The 16717-nt window shown below is 58.7% G+C and carries 14 protein-coding genes; 10 read left to right on the top strand and 4 right to left on the bottom strand.

What is annotated here, in order from left to right; all coding sequences use genetic code 11:
- Positions 1–22: 22 nt before the first annotated feature.
- On the bottom strand, positions 23–520 hold the full coding sequence (locus tag NW851_RS00990) for a hypothetical protein (RefSeq protein WP_414336626.1): 498 nt from the start codon (positions 518–520) through the stop codon (positions 23–25).
- A gap of 251 nt (positions 521–771) precedes the next feature.
- Here NW851_RS00990 and NW851_RS00985 point away from each other — a divergent pair, with 251 nt between their 5' ends.
- The 9 genes from NW851_RS00985 (at position 772) to malQ (ending at position 10491) form a co-directional block, all read left to right on the top strand.
- Positions 772–3228: a heavy metal translocating P-type ATPase gene (locus NW851_RS00985; protein ID WP_414336624.1), complete on the top strand. Its 2457-nt coding sequence runs from the start codon at positions 772–774 to the stop codon at positions 3226–3228.
- Positions 3229–3507: 279 nt separating this feature from the next.
- Positions 3508–4341: a DUF4388 domain-containing protein gene (locus NW851_RS00980; RefSeq protein ID WP_414336622.1), complete on the top strand. Its 834-nt coding sequence runs from the start codon at positions 3508–3510 to the stop codon at positions 4339–4341.
- A 334-nt stretch (positions 4342–4675) separates the two neighbouring features.
- Positions 4676–5563 (top strand): DUF4388 domain-containing protein, encoded by an 888-nt coding sequence (locus tag NW851_RS00975; protein ID WP_414334734.1) that lies wholly within the window; start codon positions 4676–4678, stop codon positions 5561–5563.
- Between the two features lie 100 nt (positions 5564–5663).
- Positions 5664–6032: a roadblock/LC7 domain-containing protein gene (locus NW851_RS00970; RefSeq protein ID WP_414334733.1), complete on the top strand. Its 369-nt coding sequence runs from the start codon at positions 5664–5666 to the stop codon at positions 6030–6032.
- Between the two features lie 52 nt (positions 6033–6084).
- Positions 6085–6633 (top strand): protoglobin domain-containing protein, encoded by a 549-nt coding sequence (locus NW851_RS00965; RefSeq protein ID WP_414334732.1) that lies wholly within the window; start codon positions 6085–6087, stop codon positions 6631–6633.
- A gap of 58 nt (positions 6634–6691) precedes the next feature.
- Positions 6692–7237, top strand: coding sequence for a GTP-binding protein (locus tag NW851_RS00960; protein WP_414336619.1), 546 nt, complete (start codon positions 6692–6694; stop codon positions 7235–7237).
- Positions 7238–7250: 13 nt separating this feature from the next.
- The gene (gene pyrE, locus NW851_RS00955; RefSeq protein WP_414334730.1) at positions 7251–7871 is read left to right on the top strand and encodes an orotate phosphoribosyltransferase; all 621 of its coding nucleotides are present in this window, start codon (positions 7251–7253) and stop codon (positions 7869–7871) included.
- 29 nt (positions 7872–7900) lie between these two features.
- On the top strand, positions 7901–8773 hold the full coding sequence (locus NW851_RS00950; protein WP_414334729.1) for a polysaccharide deacetylase family protein: 873 nt from the start codon (positions 7901–7903) through the stop codon (positions 8771–8773).
- Between the two features lie 116 nt (positions 8774–8889).
- The gene (malQ, locus tag NW851_RS00945; RefSeq protein ID WP_414336616.1) at positions 8890–10491 is read left to right on the top strand and encodes a 4-alpha-glucanotransferase; all 1602 of its coding nucleotides are present in this window, start codon (positions 8890–8892) and stop codon (positions 10489–10491) included.
- Positions 10492–10717: 226 nt separating this feature from the next.
- On the opposite strand, the gene NW851_RS00940 is transcribed toward malQ, so the two are convergent.
- The 3 genes from NW851_RS00940 to thrS all read right to left on the bottom strand — a co-directional run bounded on the left by NW851_RS00940 (position 10718) and on the right by thrS (position 14487).
- The gene (locus tag NW851_RS00940; protein ID WP_414334727.1) at positions 10718–10993 is read right to left on the bottom strand and encodes an FmdB family zinc ribbon protein; all 276 of its coding nucleotides are present in this window, start codon (positions 10991–10993) and stop codon (positions 10718–10720) included.
- Positions 10994–11058: 65 nt separating this feature from the next.
- Entirely contained in the window at positions 11059–12264 is a 1206-nt protein-coding gene (fmdA, locus tag NW851_RS00935; RefSeq protein WP_414334726.1) for a formamidase, read from the bottom strand.
- A 411-nt stretch (positions 12265–12675) separates the two neighbouring features.
- The gene (gene thrS / locus NW851_RS00930; RefSeq protein ID WP_414336613.1) at positions 12676–14487 is read right to left on the bottom strand and encodes a threonine--tRNA ligase; all 1812 of its coding nucleotides are present in this window, start codon (positions 14485–14487) and stop codon (positions 12676–12678) included.
- 176 nt (positions 14488–14663) lie between these two features.
- Here thrS and NW851_RS00925 point away from each other — a divergent pair, with 176 nt between their 5' ends.
- Entirely contained in the window at positions 14664–16379 is a 1716-nt protein-coding gene (locus NW851_RS00925; protein WP_414336061.1) for an HD domain-containing protein, read from the top strand.
- The last annotated feature ends 338 nt before the right edge of the window (positions 16380–16717 follow it).

Below are 16717 nucleotides of genomic sequence, written 5' to 3'. Positions count from 1 at the left end.
GCCAGGGATGGCGGGGATCCCATTAGCGCAGAGAACGGATGGGGCCGTTGTAGAGGATGGTGGTCTGGAAGGTGCGCCGATCCACCCGCACCTGGGTTTCGATGCTGGGCCGAGTAAAGCCGGGCTCGCCGCCGCGGAAGGTGAAGATCCAGGCATCTGCAAACTCTTCAAACGGCGCGTCGATGGCCGCCCCGTGCATGGAAGCTTCGGCGCGGTAGCGCTGCAAGCCCCCGTTGGCAATTTCAGCCGCTTGGCGGGCCAGGTTTTTGGCCCGGTTGAGATCGCGGAAGTAGCGGCTCACCTCTTCAAAACTGCCCCTGGGCAGCGGTCTCCGGGATCCAGGGGGGGCTGGTCGGGGTTGGGGATCCGGCACGATCGGCAGGGTGGGAATATCCTGGCTGGGGGGCAGCGGCTCCACCGGGATAGGAGTTCGGGAAGTTTCTGGGAAAAGAGGGGTGATCCCCTGTGCCTGGGCAGACAATAGGGATCCAGCCAAGCAGAGAGGGAAAATGAACTTCATGGGCAATTCCTGGCAAAGTTTTTGATCTAGCTGGAATTACTCTACTGAGTCTCTCTCCTCAAAAGCAGAGGGAAAAGCCTGCCCTCTGCTGCCAAGGACGGTCAAGGGCGGGGGCTGTCTGCGCACCCTCTCCCGGAGGTTGCTAGCATCCTTGAACAGGCTCCTTTGAAGAAGGGCTGCCCGCAAGAGCTGCTATGGAGTTCCTCGCAGTTGCGGCAAGTTAGGAGGGTGTCAACCACGTGAGGATGAAGATGGCCACCACAGATGCAATGACCCACGCGACAGACAGGCCAAGGGATCCGGCTGAGCTCCCTCAGGAGGGATCCCTGCTGCTCCACGTGGGCGGCATGAGCTGTGCCGGCTGTGTTCGGGCCGTCGAGCAAGTCTTGCTCGAGCAGGTGGGGGTGGTCAAAGCCAGCGTTAACCTAGTTACCGAATCGGCCCTTGTGGAATTTGCCCCTGGCAGCCGCCCTGACCCCGAGCATCTGGCCCGCATCTTGACAGAGGCGGGGTTTCCCAGCTCCTGCGCTGCCGATTCTCCCCAAGATCGAGCTCCTTCCCCAGATGGATGGGATCATGCCTTGGATGCGCCCGCTGATCCCATCGCGCGGCAGCGGCGGCAAACCCAAGCCCAGATTCGCCAGGCCCTCACCGCCGCTTTTTTACTGCTCATCTCTGCTGCCGGCCACCTGGATCTGTTCGCCCGCCTGGGCTTGGCCGTCCTCAACGACGTCTGGCTGCACTGGGGGTTGGCGACGTTGACCTTCGTCGGCCCGGCCCGCAACCTTGTCCTGGACGGCTGGCGGGCGGCGCGGCGGCTGGCCCCCAACATGAACACCCTAGTCGCCCTGGGATCCGGATCCGCCTACCTGGCCAGTTTGGTGGGGTTGTTGGCCCCGCAGGTGGGCTGGGAGTGCTTTTTCGACGAGCCGGTGATGCTGCTTAGCTTCATCCTGCTGGGGCGGGCCCTGGAGCAGCAGAGCCGTCTGCGGGCCGCCGGCAGCTTGCAAGCTTTGGTGAGCCTGCGCCCCAACTTGGCTCGCCGAGTGCCACCCCAAGAGACTGCGGGATCCCTGACCTCAGAGGGAGAGTGGTGCCCCCTCGAACAAGTGCAGGTGGGGGATTGGCTGCAGGTGCGGGCCGGGGAGCAGATCCCGGTGGATGGAGAAGTGATTGCCGGCCAGGCCACGGTGGACGAGGGCATGCTCACCGGCGAATCCCTACCCGTGCTCAAACAGCCAGGGGATCCGGTCGTGGCCGGGACGGTCAACCAATCGGGATTGCTGCTGTGTCGGGCTACGCGCACCGGCAAAGACACCACCCTGGCCCAGATCATCCGCCTGGTGGAAGAAGCCCAAGCCCGCAAGGCCCCCATCCAGAGCCTGGCCGACCGGGTGGCCGGTTACTTCACCTACGGCGTGGTGGCACTGGCTCTTCTCACCTTTGCCTTCTGGTACTGGATCGGGATCCCGCTCTGGGGAAGCGAGATCCTGATGGGGGTTGGTCTCCACTCCTCTCTGCACCTAGGGGATCACCCCCCCCATCCTACCCCTCTGCTCCTCAGCCTTAAGCTGGCCATCTCGGTGCTGGTGGTGGCCTGCCCCTGCGCGCTGGGATTGGCCACGCCCGTAGCCATTTTGGTGGGCACCGGACTGGGCGCGGAACGGGGACTGCTCATCCGCGGCGGCGACATCCTGGAGAAAACCCACCGCCTGCAAACAGTCGTCTTCGACAAAACCGGCACCCTCACCCAGGGGGATCCGCACCTGACGAATTGCCTTGCCCTCGACCCTGCCCTGGATCCGGCTCGGCTGCTGCAACTGGCGGCCACAGTAGAAAGCGGCACCCGCCATCCTCTAGCCCAAGCCATTTTGGGGGCCGCCCGCGAGCAGGGACTGCCCTTGCTTTCTGCCGACGAGTTTCACACCCAGCCGGGAGTGGGGGCCTCGGCCCGGGTGGAAGGGCAAGAGGTCCTCTTGGCCTCCCTAGAGGGGCTTGCCGCCCTGGGGATCCCGCTTTCTCCTGAGGCGCAGACCCAAGCCAAGGCGCTGCTGCAAGCCGGCAAAACGGTGGTGGGCGTGGCCCTGAACAGATCTCTGGTGGGGCTGTTGGCGGTGCAGGATCCCTTGCGGCCCGATGCCCCGGCAACCCTGCAACAGCTCCAGAAAATGGGCCTGCAGGTGGTCTTACTGACTGGGGATCGGGCCGAGGTGGCCCAGCAGGTGGCCCAGGCTCTACAGGTGCCAGGGATCCGCGTCATTGCCGAGGTGCAGCCGGCAGATAAAGCCCAGGTTATCCGAGATCTGCAGGCCCAGGGCCAGAGAGTTGCCATGGTGGGCGATGGCATCAACGACGCTCCCGCCTTGGCCCAAGCCGATGTGGGCATGGCCCTGCACTCTGCTACCGCTGCCGCCCTAGAGACTGCCGATATCATCCTCATGCGCAACCGCCTCTGGGACGTTGTGGAAGCCATCCGCCTTAGCCGCGCCACCTTCCGCAAAATCCAGCAAAACCTCCTCTGGGCCTTCGCCTACAACCTGGTCGGGATCCCGGTGGCCGCCGGCGCGCTTCTGCCCGGATTCGGCCTCGGCCTCAGCCCCGCTCTAGCAGGCGGCCTCATGGCCTTTAGCTCCCTCAGTGTAGTCCTCAATTCGCTCCTTCTCAAGCGAACTTTTGTATTCAGTGGATCCTCTGATGGTCAGAGTTAAAAAGTATTAAAAACTACAAATAGCCTACCTGCTATCTGTTGCTGTTTCCGAAGTTTTGTTGGATTTTTGCCACAACTTCCGCTCCATTGAGGCCGAGAGAGTGGGGACTCTGGTTAAGTTTGATTGAAAAGATGAATTGGCTGTAACTTTTGAGCATCTAAGTGTAGAATCGAGCTTAAGCTTGCCCGGAGTTGCCCTTTTTTGTAACTTGCTTAGCAAGGGAAAAACCGAGAAAATACTGAAAAGGCGGGATCCAATAGGTGGAGGGAGCGCGGAAACATGGCAATGCTCGGAGATCTTCAGGAATTTTCCCTAGCCGACCTGTTGCATTTGATGGAGAAAGGAAAAAAAACGGGCCAACTGTCGGTTTGGGCACCTACTGGCATTTATCGAGTTTGGCTGTATCAGGGGCGAGTGGTGGCGGCCTTGTCTCCCCAAGAAGAGCACCGGTTGGAGCGCTTGCTGGTGCGCTTAAACCTGGTCAGCGAGCAGGTGGTGGCGGAGTTGGCCTTCCTCTGCAGCTTGCAGGAGCCTCTAGGCCTTTGCCTGCAGCGGCAAGGGTTGATCTCGCCAGCAGCTCTGGCCAAGCTCTTCCGCCATCAACTGCAAGTGGGGCTCTACAGCCTCTTTGCTCTAGAAGCTGGCCAGTTTAGCTTTTTGCCCAACGTGCCCCTGCCCTACCGCGAGATGACCGGCCTAAGCAAAGGGGCCAGCGCCGTGGTTCTGGAAGCGCTGCAGCAACTTCGGTTGGAGCAGCGCCCGGAAGAAAACCTGCCCCAGCCGGACAGCTACTTCTGGCGCACCAGCACCGAGCTGCCCTTGTACAAACTCTCGCCGCTGGAGTGGGCAATCCTAGAGCAGATTTCCCCCACTCGCAACCTGGTTGAGTTGGCCCAATCCCTGAAGGCAGATCTCTTGGAAGTGCGCTATGCCTGTGCCCGCTTGGCCAAGTTGGGGTTGCTCAGCCCCTGCGACAGCTCGGCGGCTTCACCCCAGCCTGCGCTCGCGGCGGCTTCTAAGCTTCTCCCCAACCCTCGGGAAGAGAAGGAGCTGGTTAAGCCTTCTTTGGTCAGCCGCCTCTCCACCCTCCTCAAAACCATTCGCGAAAAATAAGCCGGTAGGGTAAAATCTTATGCTATTTCCCCACGCTGGCTTTACGAAGTTAATTTAGGTAAAGATGAGCTGAATGGTTGTAACGGATCTAGATCAGAGCGACACAATAGTGATAGGAATTGATGCCAAAATCCTACGCAGCTCAATGCCTAGACCCTATCTCTTCAATGAAATCGTTCGTCAGTAAAATTGCTGCCAGGTTGAGTACTTGAGCGAAGATGGCTTTGCCGTTGCTACACGGTTGTTGACAGGGAATCAGCGAATGAGAATGGTGGTGTCTTTGAGGATCCCTGAAAGCGCCAATACTCAACTTAAGGGAGGCTAAAGAATTGCTATGGCCATCGTTGGAGACCTCCAGGAATTTTCTTTGCCCGATCTGTTGCAACTGATCGAAAGGGGCAGCAAGACAGGGCAACTTTCCATCTGGGCCCCAAACGGCATCTACAAAATCTGGTTTTATCAAGGTCGGGTGATTGCGGCTCTGCCCCCCGAAGAGGAGCATCGCTTGGAGAGTTTGTTGGCCCGTTCCGGCCTGGTCAGCGAGCGGGTGGTGGAAAAGCTGGCTTCTTTCTGTGGACTGGAAGAGCCGCTGGGGCGGTGTTTGCAGCGGCAAGGGTTGATCTCACCGGCAGCTTTGGCCAAGCTCTTCCGCCACCAACTGCAGGTGGGTCTCTACAGCTTGTTTGCTCTGGAAGCGGGCCACTTCAGCTTCCTACCTAACTCACCTATGCCTTATCGGGAGATGACTGGCCTGAGCAAGGGGGCCAGTGCTGTGGTTCTAGAAGGGCTACAGCAGCTTAAGCTCGATCAGCTTCCTGAGGAGAACCTGCCGCAGCCGGACAGCTATTTCTGGCGCACCAGCACTGAGCTGCCCTTGTACAAGCTCTCTGCCTTGGAGTGGGGGATCCTGGAGCAGGTTTCGCCTTCGCGCCGGCTGACTGACTTGGCCCGGCTGTTGGGTGCAGATCTTCTGGAAGTTCGCTATGCCTGCGCCCGCCTGGCCAAGCTGGGGCTCATCAGCCCCTGTGACAGACCAACGGCCATTGTTCCCTCTTCGCCTCTGGTTTTCTCAGATAAGTCGGCAGCGGTGGCAGACAGTTTGGAATTGGAAGCTGCGAAAGAAAAGCTGGGCACTAAGTCTTTCCAGGAAGGAGGCGACCGGGTCAAGCCCTCACTGGTTGCGCGACTGGCTACTTTACTGAAGGGAGTCCGTGATAAGTGAGAGGGTTTTGTGGCAGTATCTTCTGCAGCGGGCAGGATCATCAGTAACCGTAAAGTGGGCGGGAAGATGATAAAAAGACTTGAAAGCGGGGAGAGAAAGGATGGCTAATTTATCCTCTTTGCAGGCAATTCTCCAGAACTACGTTTCCAGCACGCCAGAAATTCAAGGAGCGGCTGTGGTCACTCCTGATGGACTACCCTTGGCATCCACATTGCCCATAGGCATGGACGAGGAAAGAACCTCGGCCATGTCTGCTGCCATGCTTTCTTTGGGGGAGCGGATTGGGAAAGAGTTGGGTCGTGGGACCATAGAGAGAATCTTTGTGCAGGGAGAAAAAGGATACGGAGTTTTAGCCAGTTGCGGCCCCGATGCTGTCTTGCTGACGATTGCCAGCGCTGAGGTAAAGCAGGGCTTGCTGTTTTTGGAGATGAAGCGTGTGGCAGCAAGCATTGCGGAAGCCATGAAGTAGAGAGGCTAAGTGGGGAAGCTAAGTTTGATTTTGACTTGATTTTGAGGGAACTATGGCTATCAAACCTCTGGAGCTGCTGCAAGTCCTGATGTCGCGCACCCAATTTACAGATGAAGATAAGAGGATTTTGCAGCAGAGTGCCGACTGGGGCAGCAGCATCGCCGCAGAAATGTCGGATGCCTTTTACGGCTATTTGGATCGCGATGCCGAGATGGCGGCTGTCATTGCCAAGCATAACCGGCAGCGGCTGGGCCAGACTTTTGCCGACTGGTTTAAGGAAATGTTCACAGGCATGGATAACTGGGGCCCCCAGTATGCCGAGCGCCGCTGGAAAATCGGCCTAGTTCATGTGCGGGTTGGCATCGGCCCTCAACACGTGGTGCCGGCTATGGCTACGGTTGTGCAGGAGGTGAGCCGCCGGCTGGTCAAAGAGGGCAAGCCCGAGCAGCTGCGGATGAGTCTAAGCAAAGTTTGTATGATCGACCTTTCCTTTATTGAGCAAGCCTATCTTGAGGTGGCCTATAACGCTGTTCAGCAAGAAACGGGCATGAGCGAGGCTTTGTTTAAACGCCTGATCGCTACCAGCTTAGCTTCCTCTTAAATATTCATTAAGCTTGTACAGGCGGGTCTGCGCTGGGGGCTTACGACTGAGGCTAACTATGGACAATATTCTCCGCATTGTTGTAACCGGGCCGGTGGGGGCTGGAAAGTCCACTTTTATCCGCACCATTAGCGAGATCGAAGTGGTCGATACGGATTGCAAGGCCACCGATGAGGTGGCAGAACTTAAGAAGAGCACAACAGTCAGCATGGACTTTGGCCGCCTGAGAATTGGCGAAGAGGAAGAAGAGATGTGGCTGCATCTCTACGGCACCCCCGGCCAGGCCCGTTTTAGCTTTATGTGGGATATTTTGATCAAGCGCGCCCATGGGTACATCCTTTTGGTGCCCGCCCACTTGCCCGGACAGTTTCGCAATGCCCAGGCCATCCAAGCTTTTATGAAGGCGAGGTCAAATGTCCCCTCGGTTATCGGGATCACCCATGTCGATCACCCCAATGCCTGGGATCCAGAAGATATTTTGTTGCTTTTGAACCCTCAAGATGGCTCAATTCCCTACGCCACGTTGAATGCCCAAGAGCCGGCTTCTGTTGCCAACACACTGCTTCTGCTGGTCGAGCAACTGATGGCTCAGGTGGTTGTCTGAGGGGATCCCTGCTGTGCTGCTTCTCGATTGCTCTCCCCTGACCCTTTCTTCAGAGGAAGCGCGGGAGAAACTCTTGTATCTCCTTGCTCAACTGGCTTACCGGGAGGGATCTTTTACTCTCACGTCTGGGCAACAGAGCCCCTACTACATCAACTGCAAGCCGGTCACCCTTCATCCCCAGGGTGCCTACCTGGTGGGATCCCTGCTCCATCGGCTGTTGCCTCCCGAAACCGAAGCTGTGGCCGGGATGACGCTGGGGGCGGATCCGCTGGTGACGGCGGTGAGCCTGGCTTCTCTGCACGCTGAGCCTGCCAACCTACCTGCCCTGATCGTGCGCAAAGAGCCCAAAGGTCACGGCACCCAGGCCTGGATTGAGGGGCCGGAGTTGCCGGCGGGCAGCCGGGTGTGGATCTTGGAAGATGTGGTGACCACCGGCGGCTCGGCCTTGAAGGCTGTCGAGCGGGTGCGGGCAGCAGGTTATCAGGCGGAAGGGATCCTGGCGCTGGTGGATCGGCTGGAAGGGGCAGAAGACCGCTGCCGCGAGATGGGGATCCCGTTTCGTCGCCTGTTTACCCTGGAAGAGGTGCGGGCTTTGTCCTTTGCCGGGGAATCGAAAGGCCGGCTGGCCCGCTAAGGTGGTATGGAGTGTCTGGAGAGAGGGGGATGCTGCCGCCTGCCTACTCAGCTCTGCCCAGCCGCAAGTTGCCGAGCCTGCCGGATCAGGCGCGGGTGGCCGTCTACGTGGTCATGAACATCGAGCACTTCACCTTCGGCAGGCTGGGCACGGCCATTCAACCCCATCTCACCAGCTCTCCTGAGATCGCCAACTACGGCTGGCGGGACTACGGCAATCGGGTGGGCATTTGGCGCTTGTTTGAGCTGTTTGCCGAGCTGGGGATCCCGGTAACTGCCGCCCTGAACGCGGAAATGGTAGAGCTTTACCCCCCCATCATCGAAGGGATCCGCCACTACGGCTGGTCGGTGCTGGCCCATGGCTGGAACAACTCCACTGGCCACAGCGGCCTGGCCCGCGCAGCCGAACAAGAGCTGATCGAGCGCAGCTTGTCCCTGTTGGAGCAGGTTTCGGGCTCCCGGCCTTGGGGCTGGCTGACGCCGGGGTTTTCCGTTAGCGAGAACACCTTTGACTTGCTCAAGGCTGCCGGGATCCGCTACACCACCGACTGGGTGAACGACGATCAACCCTATTGGTTCCCGACTGCCGCCGGCCCCCTCTTGGGGATCCCCTATACGCTAGAGGCCAATGACATCAGCCTCTGTCTCAGCGCCCGCCTGCCGGCAGAAACCTTTGCCCAAGCGCTCATCGACCAGTTCGACCGCCTCTGGCAGGATGGGGAACGCTCCCCCCGCATCATGGCCATTGGCCTGCACCCCTTCATCGTCGGGCAGCCTCTGCGCATGGGATCCTTGAAAAAAGCGCTGCAGCACATCCAATCCCGTCCCCACACTTGGCTCACCACCGGCGATGGCCTCTACAACTGGTATGCCCAAGCCTGCCCTGCACCTGAGATGGCCTGACGGGATCCCGGCACCTTTGCAACTTGGTTGGGACTTTGTCTCCTCTGGAGCTGTCCATCGGGCTGCAAAAGTGACACGATAGGCGGTGAAACCACTCAGGGCAAAAAGGCTTAGCCATGCGCATGGGCAGACTCAGCGGGATCCTCTTGCACCCCACCTCGCTACCGGGATCCTTTGGCATTGGCGATCTGGGGCCGGCTGCTTACCGGTTTGTGGATTTTCTGGTGGAGAGCGGCCAGCGCCTCTGGCAGGTGCTGCCTCTGGGGCCCACCGGCTGGGGCAACTCCCCCTACATGAGCTTTTCTGCCATTGCCGGCAACCCGCTGCTGATTAGCCCAGAGCTGCTGGTCAAAGCCGGTTGGCTGGAACCCAGCGGCTGGCAGGATCTGCTCCAATGGCCGGCCATCCAGGCGGGGAATGCCGAGCAGGTGGACTACGAAGCCGTGATCCCCTTCAAGCTGGGCCTGCTGCGCCGCGCCTGGGCCACTTTCAAAGACAAGGCCACCGCCGCCGACTGGGAAGCCTTTCAAGCCTACTGTGCTGCCGAGGCCGACTGGCTGCCGGACTACGCTCTATTCATGGCCCTCAAAGAGGTGTATGGTGACCAGGAGTGGACCCAATGGGATCCGGCCCTGGCACAACGGGATCCCCTGGCCTTGCAAGAGGCCCGCGACCGCCATGCCGATGCCATTACCCAACAGATGTTTTGGCAATACCTATTTGCCCAACAGTGGGGATCCCTGCGGGAGTATGCCCATCGGCATCAGGTGCGGCTGATCGGCGACTTGCCCATCTATGTCGCCCCCAACAGTGCCGATGTGTGGGCCAACCGCGAGCTGTTTCACCTGGATGAGCAGGGACGGCCCCTGCAGGTAGCCGGCGTGCCCCCCGACTATTTCAGCCCCACTGGGCAGCGCTGGGGTAACCCTCTCTACAACTGGGAGGTGCTCAAGGCTCGCGGCTACGACTGGTGGATCCGGCGCATCCAGGCCATTCTCAAGCAGGTGGATTGCGTCCGCATCGACCACTTCCGCGGCTTCGAGAGCTACTGGGCCATCCCTGGCGAGGCGGAAACAGCAGTAGAAGGCGAGTGGCAGAAAGGGCCGGGGGCCGACTTCTTTCAGGCGTTGGCCGACCGGCTGGGGGAAATTCCGGTGATTGCCGAAGACCTGGGGGACATCACACCGGAAGTGTTGCAACTGCGGGATCAATTTGGCTTGCCCGGCATGAAAGTGCTGCTCTTTGCCTTTGGCTCGGGGCCCGATAACCCCTATTTGCCCCATAGCTATGAGCGCAACTTCGTCGTCTATACCGGCACCCACGACAACAACACCGTGGTGGGCTGGTTTCATGACCCAGAACGCCCGGAGTGGGAAAAACAAAATCTGTTGCGCTACCTGGGCTGCCAGGGATCTGACGGCATCCACTGGGATCTGATTCGCCTGGCCCTGGCTTCCGTGGCCGACCTGGCCATCATTCCCCTGCAAGATGTGATGGGCCTGGGGGCAGAGGCGCGCATGAACTTCCCCGGCAGGGCCGAGAACAACTGGGCCTGGCGCTACCGCGAGGAGATGCTGCGGCCGGAGCTGGCCCAGCGGCTGGCGGAGCTGAGCGTCACCTACGGGCGCATCTCCCCGCAAGACTTGGAGCAGCGGCGGGCAGCTTTGGCCCAAGAGCGGGCAACAGGGTCTTCTCAAACTACCCCCAACTTTTCCTGAGCTGCTGAAAAATCCTGGGTATCTCCCATCAGCAGTTCCAGACGCTCTTCAGTGGCCTCTTTGGGCGCGAGTTCGCCCACAAGGCGGCCCTTACGAATCACCAATAAATGAAATAAAGCGCTGATTCATCATGTTGCTTCCCAGCCGAATAGAGCGGGGCTGTGGCTCCTGATAGCTGCTATTGTCTGCAGGGCTCCTTCATCTGGTCTGACCAGCCCACAAACGACTAATGATGCAACATCCAGGGTCGCCCACAAGATTGGAGTCGATACCTTCGGGAGTTTGAGTCAGAGTTTGAGTGCTGTTCCCGCCTGATCAACTTAGGTTCTCTTTCACCCTTTGGAGCTGGCAAGGAACTAGAAAGTTGAATCATGGGAACCGAAATAAGACGCTTACCCTCTTGCTTACAAGTGGGGCAGTACGCTGGATCCCGGTATTGAGACAGAGGTCGCCATAACTCAAACTCACCACAGCTTTGACACTTAAACTCATACAGGGGCATCTTCTTACTCCAACACTTGAGAAAGATATCAAGATGGCTCGAAACATCTAAGAACAGCTAAGGATTTACCTGGGTAGGATATCTATCTCGAAGATTTGTGTAGGAACGGCCACCGTACAGCAAGCATTAGGAATATCGACGATCCCGCTCACCCTGCCCTCCACGGGTGCAGAACTGAGCAGGAGATAAGCTTGTTCTCCCGTAAAGCCAAACTTTTTCAGATATTCGATGGCATTTAAGCAGGCACGTCGGTAAGCAATGTGAACATCCATATAATGTTGCTTACCTGTAAACTCGTCCACAGAAATGCCCTCAAAGACAAGATATTCTGAGTAACGCGGCTCTACAGGGCCAGGCTTAAAGATGGGATTAACCAATCCGTACTTCTCAACGCCACCCTTAATTAGATCAACATGGAGATCGATATAGCCTGACATTTCAATGGCGCCACAAAAAGAGATCTCTCCGTCCCCTTGTGAGAAGTGAATATCTCCCATCGACAGCTTGGCACCCTCCACGTAAACCGGAAAGTAGATCCGTGTTCCCTTAGACAAGTTTTTGATATCGCAGTTACCGCCGTGCTCCCGTGGGGGCACCGTCCGGGCCGCTTCGGCAGCAACCCGCTCATACTCTGACTTGGGCAGGGTTCCCAAAATCGCGTTCTTGGGATTGGGCAAGGCGGCCAGCACAGGCTGATTACCAGATAGGCCCGCGCCGTAAGTGCGCAAATCAGGAGCCGAAGCAACCAGCTCAGCCTCCCGCTTGTTCCAAGTTGCCAGCAACTTGTGGGATGGAGCGCAGCCGATGAGGCCAGGGTGGATAATGCCGGCAAAGCGCACATGAGGAATGTGTCTGGAAGTGGTGTAAATACCCTGAAAATCCCAGATGGCCTTGGCCGCATTGGGAAAATGATCGGTGAGGAATCCTCCGCCATTTTCTTTGGCAAAAATACCTGTAAACCCCCACTCGTCTCCCGGCAGTGGCCCAATGTCCAGCAGATCGACGATCAGGATATCTCCAGGCTGGGCGCCGTTAACCCAAATAGGCCCACTTAAAACATGAACAACACTTAGGTCAACCTGCTCAATGTCGGAAGGATCATCGTTGTTCTTAATTTGTCCATCCGTCCAGTCTTTACACTCAATTCGGAAGACTTCGCCGGGGTTCACAGAAACCACCGCAGGGATGTCAGGATGCCAGCGGTTGTGACCTGGCAGATCCTGTTGATCCATCGGCTTGGTCAGGTCAACTTTAAACAGCGTTTTGGGCATCGGATCTATCCTTGAGCCGTCGCTCTGGAGTCAGGCTGCAGATGCCTAAAAGTGTATCTCCGATGAAGGAAGCAATACTGTAGTAAGGGCTACAGTTGATAGTGCTGTTGTCTACAATCGTATGGGCAGGAGAACGGCTTAGATCGACAGGCTGTTTCACCTCGGTTCAAAGTAACTATAGTCATTGCAAACGGTTATGAAACAGCTTGCTGGTTGATCTCTAGCTCCCCTCTCCCCTTGCGGGAGAGGGGTCGGGGGTACCAACACCCCCTGCCGGCAAAGGCGAACGCGTCAGCGGCGCGGAGCGCTTGGGACGGCAGCGAAGAGTCTTAACCTTGTTTGAAACGACTATGGACATTTCAACCAGATTCAAACGAGAAGCTGCTGCTGGAACAGGTAGCCTAACCGCCGCTAGTCCAGCGCTCGCGCCTGGGCCAGGAACTCCGCCACCGTCAGGGATCCCAGGTCTTGGCCGTGGCGCTGGCGCACGCTCACTGTGCCGGTTGCCTGTTCTTGTTCTCCCACAATGAGCATGAAGGGGATCCTGGCCTTCTCGGCGTTGCGGATCTTTTTGGGCAGGCGGTCGCTGTCGGCATCGATGTGGACGCGGATCCCCTGTTCCCGCAGGTGATCCCGCACCTGGGTGGCATAGCCCAGGTATTGGTCGGAAACGGGCAAAATGCGCACCTGTTCCGGTGCCAGCCAGAAAGGAAAATCCCCGGCATATTCCTCGATGAGGATCCCAATGAGCCGCTCCAGCGAGCCAAAGGGAGCGCGGTGGATCATCACCGGCCGCTGCCGGGATCCGTCTTCGGCTACATAGTACAAATCAAAGCGCTGCGGGTTTTGATAATCCACCTGCACCGTGCCCAACTGCCACTCCCGATCCAGCGCGTCGCGGAAAATAAAGTCCAGCTTTGGCCCGTAGAAAGCCGCCTCCCCAATCCCTTCAAAATGCGGCATTGATAGCTTCTCCACCGCTCGCCGAATGGCATTTTCGGCCATGTCCCACTCTTCCGGGGATCCCAGATATTTATCGGACTTGGGATCGCGGAAACTGAGGCGGGCGCGAAAATCCTTGAGTCTGAGCTTCTCGAAAACAACCAGAATGAGATCGACAACCTTGAGAAACTCTTCTTCCAACTGATCGGTGCGGACAAACAAATGGGCGTCGTCCACTGTGAAGCCGCGAACGCGGGTCAAGCCTCCCAATTCCCCCGATTGTTCGTAGCGATAGACGGTGCCGAATTCGGCATAGCGCAGCGGCAAATCGCGGTAGGAGCGCAGCTCCGATTTATAGATTTGGATGTGAAAAGGGCAGTTCATCGGCTTCATGACAAAGCCCTGCTCTGCCGCCCGCGCCTGCTCATTCTCCGCCATCATAGGGAACATGTCTTCTCGATACTTTTGCCAGTGGCCGGAGATCTTGAACAGATCCACGCGGGCGATGTGGGGCGTCACCACCGGCAGATAGCCCCGCTTGAGCTGCTCCTGCTTGAGAAAATCCTCCAGCACCCAGCGCAGGGTAGTTCCTTTGGGGGTCCAAAGGGGCAGGCCCGGCCCCACCTCGTCGGAAAAGATGAAAAGGCCCAGCTCCTTGCCCAGCTTGCGGTGATCCCGCCGTTTGGCCTCTTCCAGCCGCCGCTTGTATTCCTTCAGCTCCTCTGGCGTCTCCCAGGCGGTGCCGTAGATGCGTTGAAGCTGGGGCTTGGTCTCATCCCCGCGCCAATAGGCGCCGGCCACGCTGAGCAGGTCAAAAGCTTTGGGGTTGATCTCCTTAGTGTTTTCCACGTGGGGGCCGGCACAGAGATCCCACCACTCGTCCCCCAGATGATAAATGGTGATCGGCTCGCCTTCGGGGATGCTGTCCAGGATCTCCAACTTGTAAGGCTCGCCGAGGGCTTCAATGCGGCGCCTGGCTTCTTCCCGGCTCACCTCCTCGCGGATCACCGGCAATCCTTTCTTGATGATCGCCTGCATCTCTTTTTTGATGCGCTCCAGATCTTCCGGGGTGAAGGGCTGGGGATGGTCAAAGTCGTAGTAGAAGCCGTAGTCGGTCGTCGGGCCGATGGTGACCTGGGCCTTGGGAAACAGCTTTTGCACCGCCATCGCCAAAACGTGGGAAGTGGTGTGGCGGATGCGCTCCAGCTTGGGAGATTCGTGGGTACGCAGCAGCTTGAGAGGGCTGTTGGCCTGCTGAGGCGACGCGGCTGGTTGAGACATCGGAACCCGCTTAACGACAAAAAAACGACTATCCGTGTCCCTATCTTAGGCTGAGCCCAGGGCAGACGGGATCCCAGGCAGGGGGAATTGCCCCCTCGAACCTCAACCCACAACCCGGCCAGGAAAAAGGGGGGAAAGCACACAGTATTCTAGAAGTGTGGCAACCCCTTCGATTCATGGTCTCTTCGCTCGCCAACCTTGCCGAACGCTCTGCCGCCGCCTCTGAAGCGAAACCGGTCTCCTCTTCTGAATCTGGAGTTGCTCCGGTTATCGCCGCCATCGATGTGGGCAGCAACTCCCTGCACATGGTGGTGGTGCGCATCAACCCCCACATCCCCAGCTTCACCATCATCTCCCGCGAAAAAGCCACCGTCCGCCTGGGAGAGTTTTGCAGCCAAACGGGCGCCCTGACGCCTGCCGCCATGGAACGGGCGCGGGTGGCTCTGGAGCGGTTTTGCCGCCTTGCCGAAAGCTTTCAGGTGCAAGATATTGTTGCGGTGGCCACCAGTGCCGTGCGCGAAGCCCCCAATGGGCCGGAGTTTTTGAAGCGGATCGAGCGGGAGCTGGGCCTGCGGATAGAGCTGATCTCAGGCCAGGAGGAAGCCCGCCGCATCTACCTGGGCGTGCTCTCGGCCATGGAGTTCCACAACCGGCTGCACGCGGTGGTGGATATCGGTGGCGGCTCCACCGAGCTGATTCTGGGCAACGGCCAAGAGCCGGAGTTCCTGCGCAGCATCAAGGTGGGAGCGGTGCGCCTGACCCAAGCGTTTTTGCGCCACGACCCACCCACCCCTGCCGAGCTGCAGGCCCTGCGACAACACATCCGCGGCATGCTGGAAGCTCCCATCGAGCAGATGAGGCGCATCGTTGCTGCTTCCCAACAGCCGGGATCCCTGACCTTGGTGGGCACCTCCGGCACCATCGAGTGCCTGGCCCAGTTGGATGCCCGCCGCCGGTTGGGTGCTCCCCCCACTCGCCTGCAGGGGTATGAGTTCAGCCTGGAAGCCCTGCGGGGCTATGTCAAAGAGCTGCGCTCTCTCACGGTAGCCGAGCGGCAAAAGCTGCCCGGTCTGGGAGAAAGACGCGGGGAGATCATCCTGGCCGGGGCGGTCATCTTGGAGGAGGTGATGAGCCTGCTGGGGGTGGAGCGGATCCAGTTTTGCGAGCGGGCGCTGCGGGAAGGGCTGATCGTAGATTGGATGATCGGCCAGGGGCTCATTGAAGATCGGCTGCGCTACCACAGCTCGGTGCGGCGGCGCAGCGTCCTCAAGTTGGCGGAAAAATATCAGGTGGAGATCCCCTATGCCGAGCGGGTGGCGGAGTTTGCCCTCAGCCTTTTCGATCAAACCCGCGGCATCCTGCACTCCTGGGGATCCCGGGAGCGGGCTCTTCTCTGGGCGGCCGCCATGCTGCACAACTGCGGCCATTTCATCAGCCATGCCGCCCACCACAAGCACTCCTACTATCTGATCCGCCACGGGGAGCTGTTGGGCTTTAACGAAGAAGAGGTGGAGGTGATCGCCAACCTGGCCCGCTACCACCGCAAGTCGCCCCCCAAGAAGAAGCACGAGAACTTCCAGCGCCTCAGCGACGAGCGGGATCGCCAAGTGGTGTTGGAACTTAGCCCCTTGTTGCGCATGGCCTGTGCTCTGGATCGCCGCCGCCTGCAGGCCATCCAAGGGCTCCACTGCCGCTTTCAGCTTCTGGGAGAAGGCCCCCGCCAGATGGAGCTGATTTTGGATCCCAGGCATCCCAACGACGACTGTGCCCTGGAGCTGTGGAGCTTGAACGAGAAGAAAAAGGCCTTCGAGCAACAGTTCAAGCTGCAGGTGATTCCCAAATTATCCACCCAGCTTCAGCGCAGCGCGGATCCCTTTGAGGCAGCCGTCTAGCCAAGGGGCATATAGTCGTTTCAAACAAGACGAAGACACTTTGCCGCTGGCCCTCACCCCCAGCCCCTCTCCCAGAGGGAGAGGGGAGTTAGAGCGGCGCGTTCGCGACAGCATTGCGTAGTAATGACGACGCAGAGAAATGTTTTATTACCATTTGAGATGGCTATAACTACCAGGCTGCCGGTGATCGCCAATAGCTGGGCAATCGGATCGTATGCCTTTAACGTAAGGTGCGGAATTCCCCACCGTCTATACAGTGGGGATGGATAGCACCCTCTGACTGATTCTGGATGTATTGCTTCACAATTTCTAGGGAGCAAATCATGCCAAAGCCTAGC

The organism is Synechococcus sp. H55.7 (genome assembly GCF_047462395.1).
GTDB lineage: Bacteria > Cyanobacteriota > Cyanobacteriia > Thermostichales > Thermostichaceae > Thermostichus.
This window is presented reverse-complemented; position numbering and strand designations above follow the sequence as displayed.